The sequence below is a fragment of the Hydrogenophaga sp. GW101-3F08 genome, assembly GCF_059424585.1.
This window is the reverse complement of record NZ_JBWKZP010000017.1, coordinates 1-17,543: the sequence shown is the minus strand read 5'-3', so window position 1 is coordinate 17,543 and position 17,543 is coordinate 1. Positions and strand designations below refer to the sequence as shown.

Below are 17,543 nucleotides of genomic sequence, written 5' to 3'. Positions count from 1 at the left end.
CCCCCCTGCGCCGCTGACGCGGCTTCCCCCCTGGGAGGGGGGACGACACCTTGGGCCGGCGGAGCCGGACCCTGGGTGTCCCTGGATGGGGCATTTCCTTCCCCTCTTTCCCGGGCCTGCTTTGCAGGCCCTTTTTGTTGGTTTCCGGGCGTTGCCCTTTATGCTTGTTACCTATGCTTGCAACTTCCCGCGACCCCATCGTTGCCATCGCTACCGCGCCGGGCCGTGGGGCGGTGGGCATCGTGCGGGTGTCGGGGCGTGGGCTGGGGCCGTTCGTGCAGGCCCTGCTCGGGCGCGATCTCCGACCGCGTGAGGCGACCTACCTGCCCTTCCCGGACGGGCAGGGCCAGCCGATCGACCACGGTCTGGCCCTGTGGTTTCCCGGGCCCCATTCCTACACGGGCGAAGACGTGCTGGAACTGCAGGGCCACGGCGGCCCGGTGGTGCTGCAGCTGCTGCTGGCTCGCTGCCTCGCCGTGGCGCAGTCGGCCACCGCCGAGGGGCAGCCGCAGTTGCCCGGCCTGCGCCCGGCCCGGCCCGGTGAGTTCACCGAGCGGGCCTTTCTCAACGACAAGCTCGACCTGGCCCAGGCCGAGGCCGTGGCCGACCTGATCGATGCCAGCACCGAGGCCGCCGCGCGCAGCGCCAGCCGTTCGTTGGCCGGCGTGTTTTCCGAGCGCATCCACGCCTTGCGCGACGCCCTGATCCACCTGCGCATGCTGGTGGAGGCGACGCTGGATTTCCCCGAGGAAGAGATCGACTTCCTGAAACAGGCCGACGCCACCGGCCAGTTGCAGCGCCTGCGCGACGCGCTGGCTGGCGTGCAGGCCCAGGCGCGCCAGGGCGCGCTGCTGCGCGATGGCCTGAAGGTGGTGATCGCCGGTCAGCCCAACGCGGGCAAGAGTTCGCTGCTCAACGCGCTGGCCGGCGCCGAACTCGCCATCGTCACGCCGATCGCCGGCACCACGCGCGACGTGGTGCAGCAGACGATCCAGATCGAGGGGGTGCCGCTGCACGTGATCGACACCGCGGGCCTGCGCGACAGCCCGGATGTGAACGAGGTGGAACAAATCGGCATTGCGCGCGCCTGGGACCAGATCCAGGCGGCCGACGCCGTGCTGTTTCTGCACGACCTCACGCGCAGCCATGGGCAGGCGTACCAGGCGGCCGACGCCGCCATCGCCGCGGCCCTGCCCGCGGACGTCACCGTGCTGCAGGTGTGGAACAAGGTGGACCAGATCGACGACGCCGCCCGCGCCGCACTGGGGCCGCGCCTGCAGCACGGGGAGCTGGTGCTGTCGGCCAAACAGGGCGACGGGCTGGAGGCCTTGCGCCAGCGGCTGCTGACGCTGGCGGGCTGGCAGCACGCGGGCGACGGGCTGTTCATGGCGCGCGAGCGCCATCTGCAGGCGCTGCAGCGCGTGGGCGCTCACCTCGATGGCGCGGCCATGTGGTTGTCCGCGCAGGCCGAGCACCTGGATCTGCTGGCCGAAGAGCTGCGCCTGGCACAGCACGCCCTGGGTGAAATCACCGGTGAATTCAGCGCCGACGATCTGCTGGGCGAGATTTTTTCGCGTTTCTGCATCGGGAAATAGCATGTTTCATCCGACGTTCTCGTCGCCGCCTCCGGATGCTTCCATGCCCCTGGCCACTGACGTGAACGCGCGCGACATGAGCCCCCTGCCCTGCACGGCCGATGCGCGGGTCTGGTCAGCGCTCGCCCGGATCGGGCGCACGGAGGATCTGCACTTTTCACCGAACAACCAACGGCTGGCTGTGGTGGGGCATCTGAAAAACCAGTTGCTGGTGCTGGACGTCGACGTGCCGCCGCTCGCGCAGGGCGGGGTCATCCGCCTGATCGACTGCCTGGAGGTCCGCTCGGACGCGCTGGTCTATCCCCATGGCGTGTTCTGGACGGACGACCAGACCCTGATCGTCGCCAACCGCCAGGGCGAAGCGCCGGTGCTGCACATTCCCCGGGTGGCGCCGCCCGATAGGGCGCTGCACGTCGAGCCGTTGCGCATGCTCGGCACCGGGCCGCTGGGTGCCGCGCACACCCCCGGCTCGGTGGCCGTCGCTCCCCTGGGCGATGGCTGGATCGAGGTGCTGTTGTGCAACAACTACGCACACACGGTGTCCCAGCACCTGCTGAACCTGGATCAGCCGGCCACGCCGGACATGGCCTCGGTGCTGCTGGCCGATGGACTGGACATTCCCGACGGCATCGCCCTCAGCCACGATGGCCGCTGGATCGCCGTGAGCAACCACAACCACCACTGCGTTTTCGTGTATTCCAACGCCGCCACGCTCCATCCCCACAGCCGACCCGCGGGCGTGTTGCGTGGGGTCAGTTACCCCCACGGGCTGCGTTTCACGAGCGACGATCGTTTCATCCTGGTGGCCGACGCGGGCGAACCTTTCGTCCATCTCTATGGCCACGGCCAGGCCGGCTGGCGTGGTGAATTCCAGCCGCTGCAAACCCTGCGCACCGTGGACCAGGCCCGCTTCCTGCGCGGCCGCCACAACCCCCAGGAAGGGGGCCCCAAAGGCATCGCGATCGACCGCAGCAACCAGGTCTTCGCCACGACCTGCCACGAACAGCCGCTGGCCTTTTTCGACCTGCACGCCGTGCTGCGGCCCTGGGCACAGGCCGCCTCCCGGGCACCGTTGCCGTCTGCCCGGACCGCAGCGGAACCGGTCGGTTGGGCGCGCCATCTCCTGGGACTGAACCGTTCGAGGGCGCAATTGGTGGCGCGGCACCAGGCCGAGATCGCGGGCATCGAGCAAGAGATGTCGGGTCTCCAGCAGGCGCTCGAACAACAACGGTGCCTGGCCCAGGGCCGCCTGGCCGACATCGAGGCATTGCAGCAGGCCCTGCAGCGACAGCAGCGGCACATGGACGCCGTGGCGCAAAGCCATTCCTGGCGCATCACCGCGCCGCTGCGGGCCTTGGCCGGCGGCTTGCGCCGATGGCGGGGCGATCGGCCCAGGGCCTGAGTTTCGCGTGGCTGCGACAGCTGTCCCGCCGCGGTCGCCGTCTGGCGCCAAAAGCCCACCGCCCGGAACCCAACTGTAAGCAGGGGTAAGTCCGCGCTTGCATCGAGCGAGCGCGCCCGGGTATGGTGCTGGGATGAATGCGTCCCTGCCCAATACCGAGCGCGCCGATGTCATGGGCCTTGCCCACGCGATGGCGCACAGCAATGCGCTGGATGCGGTGCCGCTGAATCTGGACGACGCCAAGTGGCAGACGCTGGCCAACTACCTGCAGCCGGTGAACCTGCAGCAGGGGCAGGCGCTGATCGAGCAGGGGGTCAAGGACCGCACCGTGTACTTTGTCGAGAGCGGCAGCCTGACGGTGCATTACGAAGACAGCCGTGAGCGCGTGCGCATCGCGGTGGTGGGGGCGGGATCGCTGCTCGGTGAAGGGGCGTTCTTCAGCCACCTGCCGCGCAGTGCCACGGTGCATGCCGGCAGCGCCTGCCGGCTCTGGTGTCTGACACCCCTGCGCTTTCGTGAGCTTTCCACGCGTTACCCGGAGATCGCCCTGGACCTGACGGTGGCGATGTCTGCCGTGTTGGCGCGCCGCATGTACAACAAGCCCAAGCGGGTGGCTGTGACGTGAATGGCCAACACGGGGGGTGTGAAATGCACCGACCGATGGACACTTTTTCTCTATACTGGTTGCAGCTGTCCTGCACACACTTCCATCATGTCCCTATTCAGCTGGTTGCGCGCCAAAAACACCCCCCACTCCTCCAAGGCCCCCAAAGGTTCCCGGGGGCGCCAGCGCAAGTCGTTTGGTCAGACCACGCTGCCGCTGATCTCACCCCGGCGCGGGCGGCGCATCCTGCGCCGCGAGCAGCTGTTTTCGGTGGTGCGCGAGTCGCTGATCCGGGGGGGCGTGCTCTCCACCAGCTACGAGTTCAAGGTGCTCACGCTGGACAGCAACGGCGACAAGTTCCTGGTTCTTGTTGATCTGGCGCTGCCTGCCGAGGCCATGCCCGATGAGTACCTGTTGGAGATCGAGCGCTGGATCCAGGCGAGCGCGAGCGCCCGCCACGAGATGACGGTGGGCTCGGTCTACTGGCGGCGCAAGCCCGGACACGACCAGCATGGCATCGCGCTCAGGGCGGCCGTGTCGGCGCAGACCCGCCGTGAAACCGAACTGATCAGTGCCACCTCGATTCCGGTGCCGCCGCGCCCGACCATGCCCGAGCGCGTGCAGACGGTGGCCCGGGACGAGGTCGAGGCCTTCCGCCGCGCGCTGCAGAGCGCCGAAGCGCCCGCCCGTGAGCAGTCCGAGTCGGACCTGCACCTGCCGGTGCCCGAATCGCACAGCGACTTTTCGGCGCTGAGCGAAACGCAGTACGGCAAACTCTGAGGCCGCCGGCGTGCCGGGCACTCAGTGCCCGGCGAAATCGACCAGCGTGAACAGCTTCAGGCCCGAAGCCCGCAGCTTGTCGGAGCCGCCCAGTTCGGGCAGGTCCACGATGGCGGCGCCTTCCATCACCTCGGCCCCGAGCTTCTCAAGCAGACGGCGCCCGGCCATCATGGTGCCGCCGGTGGCGATCAGGTCGTCGATCAGCACCACGCGGTCACCCGCCTTGACCGCGTCGGTGTGCAGCTCCACCGTGGCGCTGCCGTATTCCAGTTCGTAGGTTTCCTGCACGGTAGTGAACGGCAGTTTGCCCTTCTTGCGGATCGGCACGAAACCCACCCCCAGCTCGTAGGCCAGCACGGACCCGATGATGAACCCGCGAGCGTCCAGGCCCGCCACGACGGTGGGGCGCAGCGCCGCGTCCATGTAGCGGTGCACGAACGCATCGATCAGCACCCGAAAGACCTTGGGGTCCTGCAGCAGCGGCGTGATGTCGCGGAACATCACGCCCGGCGCGGGCCAGTCGGGGACGGTGCGGATGTGGGACCGGAGGTAGGCGGACGTGTCCATGGGTAGTGGAAGGATGGGGGAACGGCGGACTGGGCAGCGGTCATTCTGCGCCAGAAAGGACGTGGTGCTGGCGTCAGCCTGTCAGCAGCTTGTCTTCGGCCAGGGCCAGGGCCGGGGCCTTGCCGCTGAGCACCAGGGTGTCGCCCCCTTCGAGCACGGTGTCGTCGTCGAAGCGGGCGGGCTGTCCGCTGGCGCGGCGCAGACTGGCGACACGCACGCCGATGGCTTCCAGCGCCAGGCTGCCCAGGGTCTTGCCCACGTTGCGTCCGGCCGTGGGTAGTGTCACGGTGTTGAGCCGCTCGTGTTCGATTTCATCGGCGCCATCGTCGTCGGCGCCGTGGAAGTAGCCCTTGAGCAGGCTGTAGCGGGCATCGCGCTGGTCCTGCACCACGCGGATCACGCGCCGCATCGGCACACCCACCAGCGCCAGCGCGTGGCTGGCGAGCATCAGGCTGGCTTCGATGGCTTCAGGGACCACCTCGGTGGCGCCGGCCTGGCGCAGCTTTTCCAGATCGCCATCGTCCACGGTGCGCACCACCACCGGCACGTTCACTGCCTGCTCGTGGGTGTGGTGCAGGACCTTGAGCGCGCTGGCGGTGTCGAGGTAGGTCACCACCACCGCGCTGGCGCGGTGCAGGCCAGCGGCCATGAGCGCCTGCAGGCGCGCCGCATCGCCGTAGACCACCGAATGGCCGGCCGCGGCGGCCTGGCGCACGCGGTCCGGGTCGAGGTCCAGCGCCATGTAGGGAATGTGTTCGGCTTCGAGCAGGCGTGCCAGGTTCTGCCCGCAGCGGCCGTAGCCGCAGATGATGACGTGCTTGTCGGTGTTGATCGCCTTGCGCGCGATGCTGGTCATCTGCACCGACTGCATCAGCCAGTCGCTGCCGACCACGCGGGTGACGATGTCGTTGGTGTACAGGATCACGAACGGCGTGGCCAGCATGGACAGCACCATGGAGGCCAGGATGGGGTTGAACAGCTGCGGCGGCACCAGGTTGTACTGCCCCGCCAGTGTCAGCAGCACCAGACCGAATTCCCCCGCCTGCGCCAGATACAGACCGGTGCGCAGCGCCACGCCCATGGAGGCGCCGAACGCGCGGGTGAGGCCGGTGATCAGCGCCAGCTTGAAGGCCACCGACAGCGAGAACAGCAGCAGCACCAGCGGCCAGCGGTCCAGCACCAGGCGCCAGTCCAGCGTCATGCCGATGGTGATGAAGAACAGGCCCAGCAGCACGTCGTGGAACGGCCGGATGTCGGTCTCCACCTGGTGCTTGTACTCGGTCTCGGAAATCAGCATGCCGGCCACGAAGGCCCCCAGGGCCAGCGACAGGCCGGCGTGCTCGGTGAGCCAGGCCAGTCCCAGCGCGATCAGCAGCAGGTTGAGCATGAAAAGCTCGTCGCTCTTGCGCCGCGCCACCAGTGTGAGCCACCAGCGCATCACCCGCTGGCCGCCGGTGAGCAGCAGGCCGAGCAGGATCACCGCCTTGAACAGGGCCCACCCCAGCGCGGGCAGCAGGTTCTCCGGGGCCGCGCCCAGGGCCGGGATCAACACCAGCAACGGCACCACGGCCAGATCCTGGAACAGCAGGATGCCCAGCACACGCTTGCCGTGCTCGGACTCCAGCTCCAGGCGCTCGGCCATCAGCTTGATGACGATGGCCGTGCTGCTCATGGCCATGACGCCCCCGAGCGCCACCGCCATCTGCCACGACACGTGCCACCACGCCGGCAGCACCAGTGCCAGCAGCAGCGAAGCGGCGGTGGTCAGCAGCACGGTCAGCGCCACCTGCGACAGGCCCAGGCCGAACACGTGGCGCTTCATCGCGTGCAGTTTGGGCAGGCTGAATTCGAGTCCGATCACGAACATCAGGAACACCACGCCGAACTCCGCCAGGTACCGGATGCCGCCGGAATCCTGCGCCAGCGCCAAGGCGTTGGGCCCGATCAGCACGCCCACCACCAGATACCCCAGCATGGGTGGCAGCTTGAGCATGCGACACCCCACCACGCCCAACACGGCGGCAAGCAGGTACAGCAGGGCAATGTCCAGCGAATTCATCACCAGATGTTAACGGGCGCCGATGGCGCCGGACGGTGGTCTGGCGGGGTCCTGCTGTGATAATCCAAGGATGAGTCTGCCTCCCACATTCGATCCCTCCCGGGCCCTGTCCCTGGCGCGCGAGACCCTCGACATCGAAGCCCAGGCGGTCGCCGCGATGGCCCTGCGCCTGGACCGGCGCTTTGTGACCGCCCTGGAGCTGGTGCTCAAGAGCCGGGGCCGGGTGGTCGTGATGGGCATGGGCAAGAGCGGTCACATTGGCCGCAAGATCGCCGCCACACTGGCCTCGACCGGCACGCCGGCGATGTTCGTGCACCCGGCCGAGGCCAGCCACGGGGACCTGGGCATGATCACCGCGGACGACGTGGTGCTGGGCATCAGCAACAGCGGCGAGAGCGAAGAGCTCACCGCCCTCCTGCCGCTCATCAAGCGCATGGGCGTTCCCCTGCTGGCCATCACCGGGCGTGGCGACTCCACCCTGGGGCGCCACGCCGACGTGGTGCTGGACGCTTCGGTGGAAAAAGAAGCCTGCCCGCACAACCTGGCGCCCACGGCCAGCACCACCGCGCAACTGGCGATGGGCGACGCGCTCGCGGTGGCCCTGCTCGACGCGCGTGGCTTCAAGGCCGACGACTTCGCCCGCTCCCACCCCGGTGGCTCGCTGGGGCGCAAGCTGCTGACCCATGTGAGCGACGTGATGCGCAGCGGCGATGCCGTGCCCTGCGTCTCGCGGGAGGCCGGCCTGATGGACCTGATGCGCGAGATCAGCGCCAAGGGACTGGGCATGAGCGCCATCGTGGACGCGGACAACCGGGTGCTGGGCATCTTCACCGACGGCGACCTGCGCCGCCTGATCGAGAAGACCGGCAGCAGCGCGGATCTGCGCACCTTGTCGGCGCGCGACGTGATGCACCCCAACCCCCGCACCGTGCACGCCGACGCGCTGGCGGTGGAGGCCGCGGGTCTGATGGAAGCCAGTCGCATCACCAGCGTGCTGGTGGTGGACGAGCAGGGCCGCCTGTCGGGCGCGCTCAACAGCAACGACCTGATGCGAGCGAAAGTGATTTGACCCCCCGGTTCCGCGGCGCCCCGGCGCGAAGGCCCTCCACTCGAACGCATCCTCTCCAGTTAGCATTGCCCCATGTCCCTGTCCGAATTGCCACCGCTGCGTCCCACACTGAACTTTGCGCCCGAGCTGCTGCTGCGCGCGCAGTCCGTGCGCGTGGTGTTTTTTGACGTGGACGGGGTGCTGACCGACGGCGGGCTGTATTTCACGGAAAGCGGGGAAACGATCAAGCGTTTTCACACCCTCGACGGTCACGGCATCAAATTGCTGCAGCGCGCGGGCATCACGCCTGCGGTGGTGACCGGACGCGATTCGGCCGCCCTGCGCAAACGCCTGGACGCCCTGGGCGTGACATACGCCCGTTTCGGCACCGAAGACAAGGGCCCGGCGGCCGAGGCCATCCTGGCCGAGCTGGGGCTGGACTGGACCGCGGCCGCAGCCATGGGCGATGACTGGCCCGACCTGCCCCTGCTGCGCCGTGCCGCGTTCGCCTGCGCGCCGCCCACCGCCCACCCCGAGGTGCTGGCGCTGGCCCACCATGTGACGCAGCGACAGCCCGGCGCGGGCGCCGTGCGTGAGCTGTGCGACCTGCTGCTGGTGGCCGGTGGCCGCTATGCGCGGGAACTGGAAATGGCCGCCCGATGAGCACCACCGCCCCCAGCGTGCCTGAACTCCGTGTGCTTCGTCGATCGGGATTCAGCCCGAGCCGGTTCTGGGACCAGATCTCCATCTACCTGCCGGTGTTGATCATGGGCCTGCTGGCCCTGGCGTCCTACTGGCTGCTGGCCTCCACGCCGGAGCTGGAACTGCCGGCGGCGGCCCGCCCGCCGACCCACGAGCCCGACTATTTCATGCGCCGGTTCTCGGTCAAGGTGTTCGATCCGGTTGGCGCGCTCACCACCGAGGTCTATGGGGTCGAGGCACGACACCATCCGGACACCGACACGATCGAAATCGACGAGGCCCGCATCCGCTCGTACAACCCCCAGCGTCTGCTGACCGTTGCCACCGCCGAAAAAGTGACCAGCAACGGGGACAGCACAGTGTTCATCCTGGAGGGCAACGCGTCGGTGGTCCGACAGGCGGGGCCCAACGCCGCCGGCGAGATGCAGCCCCGCATGGAGTTCCATGGCGAATACCTGCGGATCACGCTGAAGCCCGAGCACATCGAGTCGGACCGGCCCGTTTTGCTGATTCGCGGCCGGGACCAGATCACCGCCGATGTGCTGGACTACCGCGGGGACAGCCGTGTGGCGGTGCTCAGCGGGCGCGTGCGCGCCCAGCTCGCTCCGCGCTGACCATTGCGTCCCGAGGCTGGCAGACCCGATTCCTGAGTCCATGACAGCGCTTCATCCACCTTCCTCCACCCCGCTGGTCTTCATCACCGGTGCCTCCAGTGGCATCGGCCAGGCGCTGGCCAGCCGGTTCGCGCGCGCCGGGTACCGGCTGGCGCTGGTGGCCCGGCGCAGCGCCGAACTGCAGGCCTGGTCCGATGCGCAGGGCCACGGACCCGAGCGCTGCCGCGTCTACAGCGCCGATGTGGCCGACACCGACAGCATCGTGGCCGCGGGTCTGGCGTGCCTGGCCGCACAGGGGGTGCCCGATGTGGTGATCGCCAATGCCGGCATCAGCATCGGCATGGACACCGCCGAACGGGGGGACATCGACGTGATGGCCCGCACCTTCGCCACCAACAACACCGGTCTGGCCGCCACCTTCCATCCCTTCCTGAGCGCCATGGTGGCGCGCGGCAGCGGGAGTCTGGTGGGCATCGCCAGCGTGGCGGCGATTCGTGGTCTGCCCGGGCACGGCGCCTATTGTGCGAGCAAGGCCGGCGTGGTGGCTTACTGCGAAAGCCTGCGTGGCGAACTGCGTGGCAGCGGCGTGGCGGTGGTGACCCTGCTGCCAGGTTACGTGGACACGCCCCTGACGCAGAAAAACCGCTACACCATGCCTTTCCTGCTGAGCGCCGAGACCTTCGCCGACCGCGCCTTCGAAGCCATCGGTGCGCAGACCAGCTACCGCGTCATTCCCTGGCAGATGGGCGTGGTGGCCAAGCTGCTGCGCCTGTTGCCCAACCCGCTGTACGACCGCCTGTTGGCCGGGCGGCCACGCAAGCACCGGGAGCCTCAGCCGCACACCCGCGCTGAACCGCCAGAGCCGGGGGCATGAAAAAAGCCCCGAGGCGCGGAGCCTGGGGGCTTTTGGGATGTTCAGATCGCTGAAGCGGTCTGGTGAGGGCGATCAGTAACCGCCGCGGCCACCACCGCCACCGCCTTCACGACGGCCACCGCCGCCGTAGGGGCTGCGGAAACCACCGTCGCTGCCGCCACCGCCACCAAAGCCGCCGCCACCGCTGCGGCCACCGCCGAAGCCACCACCACCGCTGCGGGGGGGACGGGCTTCCATCGGACGGGCTTCGTTCACGACGAGGCTACGGCCACCCAGGGACTGGCCATTCATGCCTTCAACGGCGGCCAGTGCCTCGGCATCGCTGCCCATTTCCACAAAGCCGAAGCCTTTGGAGCGACCGGTGTCGCGTTCCATCATGACCTTGGCGCTGTTCACAGAGCCGTAGGCGCTGAAAGCTTGTTGCAGGTCTTCGTCGCGCACGGTGTAAGGCAGGTTGCCCACGTACAGTTTGTTGCCCATGGTTGGGACTCCTAATAACACTGAGAAAAATAGCGATGGAGCCCCGTTAGCACACAAAAACCTGTAGCACGCGAAACCAACCGATCACTTGTTCAAGCGAGGTTTTCAGACACTCGCGTGGGCATTATGCGCCCAATGCCCCATCCGCAGTGACATTTTTTCCCGGCCCGTCAAGCCGTTCATCTCGCGATGCGGAATAACAACACCCGCATTCCAGGGGCCACGGCGCTGCCGCAGAACCCCGCGTGGCGTCGGGGCCGAAGCGTGCTGACATGGTGCTTCCGGACGTGGTGGGGGCTGCACGGGCACAGCGCTTCAATTTATACTCGCCACCAGCGCCGATTTGATCCAGATTGCGGGCGCTTTAGAAATGCCGCTAAAGGGGAGATTCCCGGTCTCGCTTTTGGCGGCACCGGGTTTTTTGTTTTTGGACCCTGTCGCGCAGGGAAGCACCAGTGATCGTCACGCCCCAAACGTTCCGATTCGATACGCCGCTGCCGCTGAAAAGCGGCGCGACACTGCCTGCTTACGAGCTGGTGGTGGAAACCTACGGCACGCTCAACGCCGACCGCTCCAACGCGGTGCTGGTGTGCCATGCCCTCAATGCCTCGCACCATGTCGCCGGCTGGCACGCGGACGCCAACGGCCATCCGCTGCCCCGCAGCGAGGGCTGGTGGCACAGCATGATCGGTCCGGGCAAGGCGGTGGACACGGACAAGTGGTTCGTGATCGGCGTCAACAACCTGGGCTCCTGTTTCGGCTCCACCGGCCCCACCCACACCAACCCCACCACCGGCCAACCCTGGGGCGCGGACTTCCCCGTGGTCACGGTGGAAGACTGGGTCAACGCGCAGGCACGCCTGCTCGACGCCATGGGCATCCAGACGCTGGCCGCCGTGATGGGCGGCAGCCTGGGCGGCATGCAGACCCTGAGCTGGACGCTGCAGTACCCCGAGCGCGTGCGCCACGCCATCGTGGTGGCCAGCGCACCCAACCTCACGGCCGAGAACATCGCGTTCAACGAGGTGGCGCGCCGCGCCATCGTGACCGACCCCGACTTCCACGGTGGCCACTACCTGCGCGAGGGCACCCTGCCCCGGCGCGGTCTGCGCATCGCCCGCATGATCGGCCACATCACGTACCTGAGCGACGACGTGATGAACGAGAAGTTCGGCCGTTCGCTGCGCACCACCAACGGGGACGATCCGGCCGACACCGCCGAGCTGGCGTACCGCTACACCACGCAGGACGTGGAGTTCCAGATCGAGAGCTACCTGCGCTACCAGGGCGACAAGTTCAGCGAGTACTTCGACGCCAACACCTACCTGCTGATCACCCGCGCGCTCGATTATTTCGACCCTGCGCGCGAACACGGCGGCAGCCTGAGCGCCGCGCTGGCGCGTGCGAAGGCCCGGTTCCTGCTGGTGAGCTTCACCACCGACTGGCGCTTCTCGCCCGCGCGCAGCCGCGAGATGGTCAAGGCCCTGATGGAAAACGGGCGCGACGTGAGCTACGCCGAAATCGACGCGCCGCACGGCCACGACGCCTTCCTGCTCGACGACCCGCGTTACCACCAGGCGGTGCGGGCCTATTTCGAGCACACGGTGGGCCAGGCTTCGGGAGGTCAGGCATGAGCGAAAAGGCCATTCTGGAATCGATTGCCCGCCTGGTGCCGCCGGGCTCGCGCGTGCTCGATCTGGGCTGCGGCGACGGCGCCCTGCTGGCCCACCTGCAGGCCACGCGCGGCTGCAGCGGCTACGGCGTGGAGATCGACGACGCCAAGGTGCTGGCCTGCGTCAAACGCGGCGTCAACGTGCTGCAGCTCAACCTCGAAGGTGGCCTGACCATGTTCGGCGACGACGCCTTTGACGTGGTGCTGCAGATCGACACCCTGCAGCACCTGCGCAACGCGCAGACCATGCTGCTGGAGACCGCGCGCGTGGGGCGCCTGGGCATCGTGGCTTTCCCCAACTTCGCCCACTGGCCCAACCGGCTGGCGGTGTTGCAGGGCCGCATGCCGGTGACCAAGCGCCTGCCCTACCAGTGGTACGACACGCCCAACATCCGTGTCGGCACCTACCGCGACTTCGAGGTGCTCGCGCGCCGCAACGGCCTCACCATCGAAGACAGCTTCGGCCTGCACGAAGGCCAAGAGGTTCGTACCCTGCCCAACCTGCTGGCCAGTACGGCGGTGTTCCGCTTCTCCAGCTGAGGCGCTGCCCACCTCGCGTGCGGCTCCGGCCGTGAAATCGCCGGGCGCTGCTGATGCTGGCGGGTGCCGGGCACATCGCGGCCAGCGCCACGCCGGCCTTCGTCCCGTGCCTGGGCGCGTCTGAATCGCCCCTGGCTGCCAGAAATCGCACATTTGTACCGGTGCGGTGCTCCTTATCCGGGCTTTAGCCGGGGTCAAGTCGGTCGATAGTTCAAACAACGATGGGTCCCGTTCTGCCTGGCGGAAACGGGAACCCATCCAACCAACCTGCAAGTCGTGGCGCCGATTTGCAGGGCACGCAACAACCCGGCGCCCTACCACTCAGGACAACGACATGAACTCCGGATTTACGTTTGGGATTGCGAAGCGGTTGTACGCGGTCAGCATCACCATTTCGCTGGCGCTCGCGGCACTCGCCGCCTTCGCCTACATCAATTTGAACGACGCGGCCGATCTGGCCGACAACACGGGGGAAAGCCGGGTGCCCCAGCTGGAAGCCATGGCCAAGCTGGAACTCAACGTGACCCAGGTCTCGCTGCAGATCCGGCATTCCATCCTCTCGCGCACCCCGCAGGAGCTGGAGGAAACGCTGAGCTACATCGGCGCCAAGCGCACCAGCATGGACGACACCCTGGCGACCTTTGAAAAGCGCCTGTTTTCGAAAGAAGGCAAGGAGCATTTCACGAAACTCCCGCCCCTGATGGCCACGTTCTGGAAGGTCGGGGAAGCCAACATTGCCCTGATCCGCGAAGGCAAGAAGGAAGAAGCCTTTGCCTACTTGGTGGACGTGACGATCCCCGCGCGCAATCTGTTGCTGGCCGAGCTGGATCGCGGGCGGCAGATCCAGGCCAAGGGCCTGACCGAGGACATCGCTCGCATCGAAAGCGGGGTGCTGGCGACCTCGAACCTGGTCGCCATCCTGGCGCTGGTGATCGCGTTGAGCCTGTTGGCGTTTTCCTGGTACGTGGCGAGCCTGCTGCGCCGGCGCGTGGCGGTGTCGCAGGCGGTGGCCGAACGGGTGCGTGACGGCGACCTGACCAGCGTCGCGGAAAACAACAGCAAGGATGAGTTCACGCCGCTGATCAATGCCCTCAACGACATGCAATCGTCCTTGACCAGGGTGGTGTCCGACGTGCGGCACAGCGCGGACAGCGTGGCCACGGCCAGCGCGGAAATCGCGCAGGGCAACTCGGACCTGTCCAGCCGCACCGAGCAGCAGGCTTCGGCGCTGGAAGAGACCTCGGCCTCCATGGAACAGTTGGGTTCCACCGCCCGCCAGAACGCGGACAACGCCCGCCAGGCCAACCAGCTCGCGGCCAGCGCCAGCAGTGTGGCCGTGCAGGGCGGCGAGGTCGTGGGCCAGGTGGTGCACACCATGAAGGACATCAACGACAGCAGCCGCAAGATCGCCGACATCATCGGCGTGATCGACGGCATCGCCTTCCAGACCAACATCCTGGCGCTCAACGCGGCGGTGGAAGCCGCACGCGCCGGCGAACAGGGCCGGGGTTTTGCGGTGGTGGCCGGTGAGGTGCGCAACCTCGCCCAGCGCAGTGCCGAAGCGGCCAAGGAGATCAAGGGCCTGATCATGGCCAGCGTGGAGCGTGTGGAGCAGGGCACGGCCCTGGTGGACCGCGCCGGCACCACCATGCAGGAGGTGGTGACCTCGATCCGGCGCGTGACCGACATCGTGGGCGAGATCAGCAGCGCGAGCAACGAACAGAGCGCGGGCGTGGGCCAGGTCAGCGAAGCGGTGACCCAGATGGACCAGACCACGCAGCAGAACGCCGCCCTGGTGGAACAGAGTGCGGCCGCCGCGTCCAGCCTGCAGCAGCAGGCCCAGCAGCTGGTGCAGGCGGTGAGCGTGTTCAAGCTCAATGCCGGTACCGGCGCCCATGCGCATTTCAGTGCACCTGCGCCCAAGCCGGCCGCAGCGGTCAAACCGGTGTCCAACGTGACCCCGTTCAAACCGGCCGCGCCCGCCAAGGCCCAGGCACCCAGCTCGGCCCCGAAGGCCCCGCGCCCCGTGGCCGCGAACCCGACGCCCAGCCGCACCGGCACGGACGACTGGGAAAGTTTCTGACCCACCGCATTCGAGGACAAACCCATGGACATGCACAACGAAGGCAGCCACCTGGCGCGCCAGGACAGCGCGCGCAGCAGCGGTAGCGCGGCGGCGGCGAAGAAGGCCGAATTCCTGACCTTTCGCCTGGGCGCGGAGGAATACGGCATCGACATCCTGCGGGTGCAGGAGATCCGCTCGTTCGAAGAGCCCACGCGCATCGCCAACGCACCGAGCTTCATCAAGGGCGTGGTCAACCTGCGCGGGGTGATCGTGCCGGTGGTGGACCTGCGCATCAAGCTGGGCTGCGAGAAGGTGGAATACAACGGTTTCACGGTGGTGATCGTGCTCAACGTGCGGGGCCGGGTGGTGGGTGCGGTGGTGGACTCGGTGTCCGACGTGCTCGAACTCAGCAGCGACCTGATCAAGCCCGCGCCCGAGATGAACACCACGGTGGACACCAGCTTCATCACCGGCATCGCCAGCGTGGGCGAACGCATGCTGATCCTGATGGACATCGAAGCCCTCATGTCCAGCGCCGACATGGGCCTCATGGACGGCGCCCGCAGCCTGCAGTAAGCCGCAGGCTCGGCCGACAAAGCCCGGGTTTGTCCGGGCTTTGTCGGTTTTTTTTCGCCTTCAGCCAGCGGCTGACTGGCCGATAGTTCATGAACCCATCCGCTTTTCGAGGAAGAACCCATGGACATGCACAACGAAGGCAGCCACCTGGCGCGCCAGGACAGCGCGCGCAGCAGCGGTAGCGCGGCGGCGGCGAAGAAGGCCGAATTCCTGACCTTTCGCCTGGGCGCGGAGGAATACGGCATCGACATCCTGCGGGTGCAGGAGATCCGCTCGTTCGAAGAGCCCACGCGCATCGCCAACGCACCGAGCTTCATCAAGGGCGTGGTCAACCTGCGCGGGGTGATCGTGCCGGTGGTGGACCTGCGCATCAAGCTGGGCTGCGAGAAGGTGGAATACAACGGTTTCACGGTGGTGATCGTGCTCAACGTGCGAGGCCGGGTGGTGGGTGCGGTGGTGGACTCGGTGTCCGACGTGCTCGAACTCAGCAGCGATCTGATCAAGCCCGCGCCCGAGATGAACACCACGGTGGACACCAGCTTCATCACCGGCATCGCCAGCGTGGGCGAACGCATGCTGATCCTGATGGACATCGAAGCCCTCATGTCCAGCGCCGACATGGGCCTCATGGACGGCGCCCGCAGCCTGCAGTAAGCCGCAGGCCCTGGACAGACACAACATCAAAGGAGACGCGCCCATGAAAACACCCGCCATTCACAACCAATCCGTCGCGCGCCGCGTGGCCCTGCTGGCGGTGGCCCTGCTGGCCGGCGTGCTGCTCATCGTCAGCGTGGCGATGGCCATCGTGGCGGAGCAACGCTCGCGCGAGGGCCTCGTGCAGTGGGTGGACGACAAGGCCCGCTCCGTGGCCGACTCGGTGGACGCCTTCGACGCCACGGCCCGCCTCATGACCGACCGGGCCTACCGGCCGTTTCGCAAGAAGTTCGCCGATACCTTCGAGCTCGACGCGGCCTCCGGCCATCTCAAGAGCTGGGGCATGCTGCTCAACGACGATTTCTCCGAAGTGGACGCCTTCAACCAGCACAACGGGGGCGTGGCCACGATCTTCATGCGCAAGGGCGACGACTTCGAGCGCGTGGCCACCTCGCTCAAGAAGGAAAACGGCGAGCGCGCGATGGGCACGCTGTTGGCGCGCGAACACCCGGCCTACCCGTTGATGTTGAAGGGCCAGACCTACACCGGGCGCGCGGTGCTGTTCGGCAAGCCCTACATGACCCACTACGAACCGGTGAAGAACGACGCTGGTCAGGTCGTGGGCCTGCTTTTCATCGGGTTTGACATCACCGATTTCCAGGCCAGCCTGAAAAAACTGGTGGACGAGGCCCGCTTCTTCAACACCGGCGGCACCTACCTGATCGATCCGCGCAAGAGCAACGCCGAGGCCGTGTTCGTGATGCACCCCACGGCCAGCGGCAAGAAGGTGCTGGAAGTGTTCCCCGAGGCCGACGCCCTGCTGACCGCGCTGCGCGCCACGCCACAGGCCTTCGCGTCCGACAGGGCGCCCCTGTTCGACGCCGGCATGTCCCACCCCTGGGCGGTCAAGCGCGAGGCCCAGTCCGGCTGGTGGGTGGTGGTGGAGGTGTCCGACACCGAAGCCATGGCCGCCCATTGGTCCACCATGTACGCCTTTGGTGCCCTGCTGGCCGCGACCACGGCCCTGCTGGGCCTGGGCCTGTTCTGGCTGGTGCGCCGCAACGTGAGCCGCCCGCTGGCCGACCTTACCCAGGCCGTGACCAGCGTGGCCCAGGGCGACCTGACGCGCGAATTCCACAGCACCCGGCGCGACGAAATCGGCCGCCTGGTGCAGGAGGTCGAAGGCATGCGCGGGCGTTTCCTGGGCATGATGCACGAGCTGCGCACGGCGGCCGACAGCATCAACACGGCCTCGGCCGAGATTGCCTCGGGCAACCAGGACCTGAGCGCACGCACCGAACAGGCCGCGAG

At 67.5% G+C, this 17,543-nt stretch carries 17 protein-coding genes and 1 riboswitch; of the genes, 14 read left to right on the top strand and 3 right to left on the bottom strand.

Annotated elements, in window-relative coordinates:
- Positions 1–173: 173 nt before the first annotated feature.
- The 4 genes from mnmE (at position 174) to AC07YZ_RS25180 (ending at position 4,381) form a co-directional block, all read left to right on the top strand.
- Positions 174–1,595, top strand: coding sequence for a tRNA uridine-5-carboxymethylaminomethyl(34) synthesis GTPase MnmE (mnmE, locus tag AC07YZ_RS25195; protein WP_494796767.1), 1,422 nt, complete (start codon positions 174–176; stop codon positions 1,593–1,595).
- 43 nt (positions 1,596–1,638) lie between these two features.
- Complete coding sequence (locus AC07YZ_RS25190) at positions 1,639–2,997, top strand: YncE family protein (protein ID WP_494796766.1); 1,359 nt, start codon at positions 1,639–1,641, stop codon at positions 2,995–2,997.
- A gap of 133 nt (positions 2,998–3,130) precedes the next feature.
- The gene (locus tag AC07YZ_RS25185; protein ID WP_226490629.1) at positions 3,131–3,622 is read left to right on the top strand and encodes a Crp/Fnr family transcriptional regulator; all 492 of its coding nucleotides are present in this window, start codon (positions 3,131–3,133) and stop codon (positions 3,620–3,622) included.
- Positions 3,623–3,709: 87 nt separating this feature from the next.
- Positions 3,710–4,381 carry a hypothetical protein gene (locus AC07YZ_RS25180; RefSeq protein ID WP_226490628.1) on the top strand — a complete coding sequence of 224 codons (672 nt, stop codon included), beginning with the start codon at positions 3,710–3,712 and terminating at the stop codon, positions 4,379–4,381.
- 21 nt (positions 4,382–4,402) lie between these two features.
- On the opposite strand, the gene AC07YZ_RS25175 is transcribed toward AC07YZ_RS25180, so the two are convergent.
- The gene (locus AC07YZ_RS25175; RefSeq protein WP_068170707.1) at positions 4,403–4,948 is read right to left on the bottom strand and encodes an adenine phosphoribosyltransferase; all 546 of its coding nucleotides are present in this window, start codon (positions 4,946–4,948) and stop codon (positions 4,403–4,405) included.
- A gap of 73 nt (positions 4,949–5,021) precedes the next feature.
- Positions 5,022–7,007, bottom strand: coding sequence for a cation:proton antiporter domain-containing protein (locus AC07YZ_RS25170; protein ID WP_226490627.1), 1,986 nt, complete (start codon positions 7,005–7,007; stop codon positions 5,022–5,024).
- Between the two features lie 70 nt (positions 7,008–7,077).
- Here AC07YZ_RS25170 and AC07YZ_RS25165 point away from each other — a divergent pair, with 70 nt between their 5' ends.
- The 4 genes from AC07YZ_RS25165 to AC07YZ_RS25150 all read left to right on the top strand — a co-directional run bounded on the left by AC07YZ_RS25165 (position 7,078) and on the right by AC07YZ_RS25150 (position 10,245).
- On the top strand, positions 7,078–8,076 hold the full coding sequence (locus tag AC07YZ_RS25165; protein WP_494796765.1) for a KpsF/GutQ family sugar-phosphate isomerase: 999 nt from the start codon (positions 7,078–7,080) through the stop codon (positions 8,074–8,076).
- A 72-nt stretch (positions 8,077–8,148) separates the two neighbouring features.
- Positions 8,149–8,718: a KdsC family phosphatase gene (locus tag AC07YZ_RS25160; RefSeq protein ID WP_494796764.1), complete on the top strand. Its 570-nt coding sequence runs from the start codon at positions 8,149–8,151 to the stop codon at positions 8,716–8,718.
- Positions 8,715–9,371 (top strand): LPS export ABC transporter periplasmic protein LptC, encoded by a 657-nt coding sequence (lptC, locus tag AC07YZ_RS25155; RefSeq protein ID WP_226490624.1) that lies wholly within the window; start codon positions 8,715–8,717, stop codon positions 9,369–9,371. The genes AC07YZ_RS25160 and lptC overlap by 4 nt, the downstream gene beginning before the upstream one ends.
- 40 nt (positions 9,372–9,411) lie before the next feature.
- Positions 9,412–10,245, top strand: coding sequence for an SDR family oxidoreductase (locus tag AC07YZ_RS25150; RefSeq protein WP_494796763.1), 834 nt, complete (start codon positions 9,412–9,414; stop codon positions 10,243–10,245).
- Between the two features lie 72 nt (positions 10,246–10,317).
- Here the strand turns inward: AC07YZ_RS25150 and rbp are convergent, their stop codons facing one another.
- Positions 10,318–10,725 carry an RNA-binding regulator gene (rbp, locus tag AC07YZ_RS25145; RefSeq protein ID WP_226490622.1) on the bottom strand — a complete coding sequence of 136 codons (408 nt, stop codon included), beginning with the start codon at positions 10,723–10,725 and terminating at the stop codon, positions 10,318–10,320.
- A gap of 325 nt (positions 10,726–11,050) precedes the next feature.
- Positions 11,051–11,126: riboswitch (SAM riboswitch) on the top strand.
- A 54-nt stretch (positions 11,127–11,180) separates the two neighbouring features.
- On the opposite strand from rbp, the gene metX reads away from it, so the two are divergent.
- The 6 genes from metX to AC07YZ_RS25115 form a co-directional block, all read left to right on the top strand.
- Complete coding sequence (gene metX / locus AC07YZ_RS25140; protein WP_494796762.1) at positions 11,181–12,359, top strand: homoserine O-succinyltransferase MetX; 1,179 nt, start codon at positions 11,181–11,183, stop codon at positions 12,357–12,359.
- On the top strand, positions 12,356–12,937 hold the full coding sequence (gene metW / locus AC07YZ_RS25135) for a methionine biosynthesis protein MetW (RefSeq protein WP_226490620.1): 582 nt from the start codon (positions 12,356–12,358) through the stop codon (positions 12,935–12,937). The genes metX and metW overlap by 4 nt, the downstream gene beginning before the upstream one ends.
- A 334-nt stretch (positions 12,938–13,271) precedes the next feature.
- Positions 13,272–15,020, top strand: a complete 1,749-nt coding sequence (locus AC07YZ_RS25130; protein ID WP_494796761.1) for a methyl-accepting chemotaxis protein — start codon at positions 13,272–13,274, stop codon at positions 15,018–15,020.
- 24 nt (positions 15,021–15,044) lie between these two features.
- Entirely contained in the window at positions 15,045–15,578 is a 534-nt protein-coding gene (locus tag AC07YZ_RS25125; RefSeq protein ID WP_494796760.1) for a chemotaxis protein CheW, read from the top strand.
- A 120-nt stretch (positions 15,579–15,698) separates the two neighbouring features.
- Positions 15,699–16,232: a chemotaxis protein CheW gene (locus tag AC07YZ_RS25120; protein ID WP_494796760.1), complete on the top strand. Its 534-nt coding sequence runs from the start codon at positions 15,699–15,701 to the stop codon at positions 16,230–16,232.
- A 43-nt stretch (positions 16,233–16,275) separates the two neighbouring features.
- On the top strand, positions 16,276–17,543 hold a 1,268-nt coding region (locus tag AC07YZ_RS25115), incomplete at its 3' end, for a Cache 3/Cache 2 fusion domain-containing protein (protein WP_494796759.1).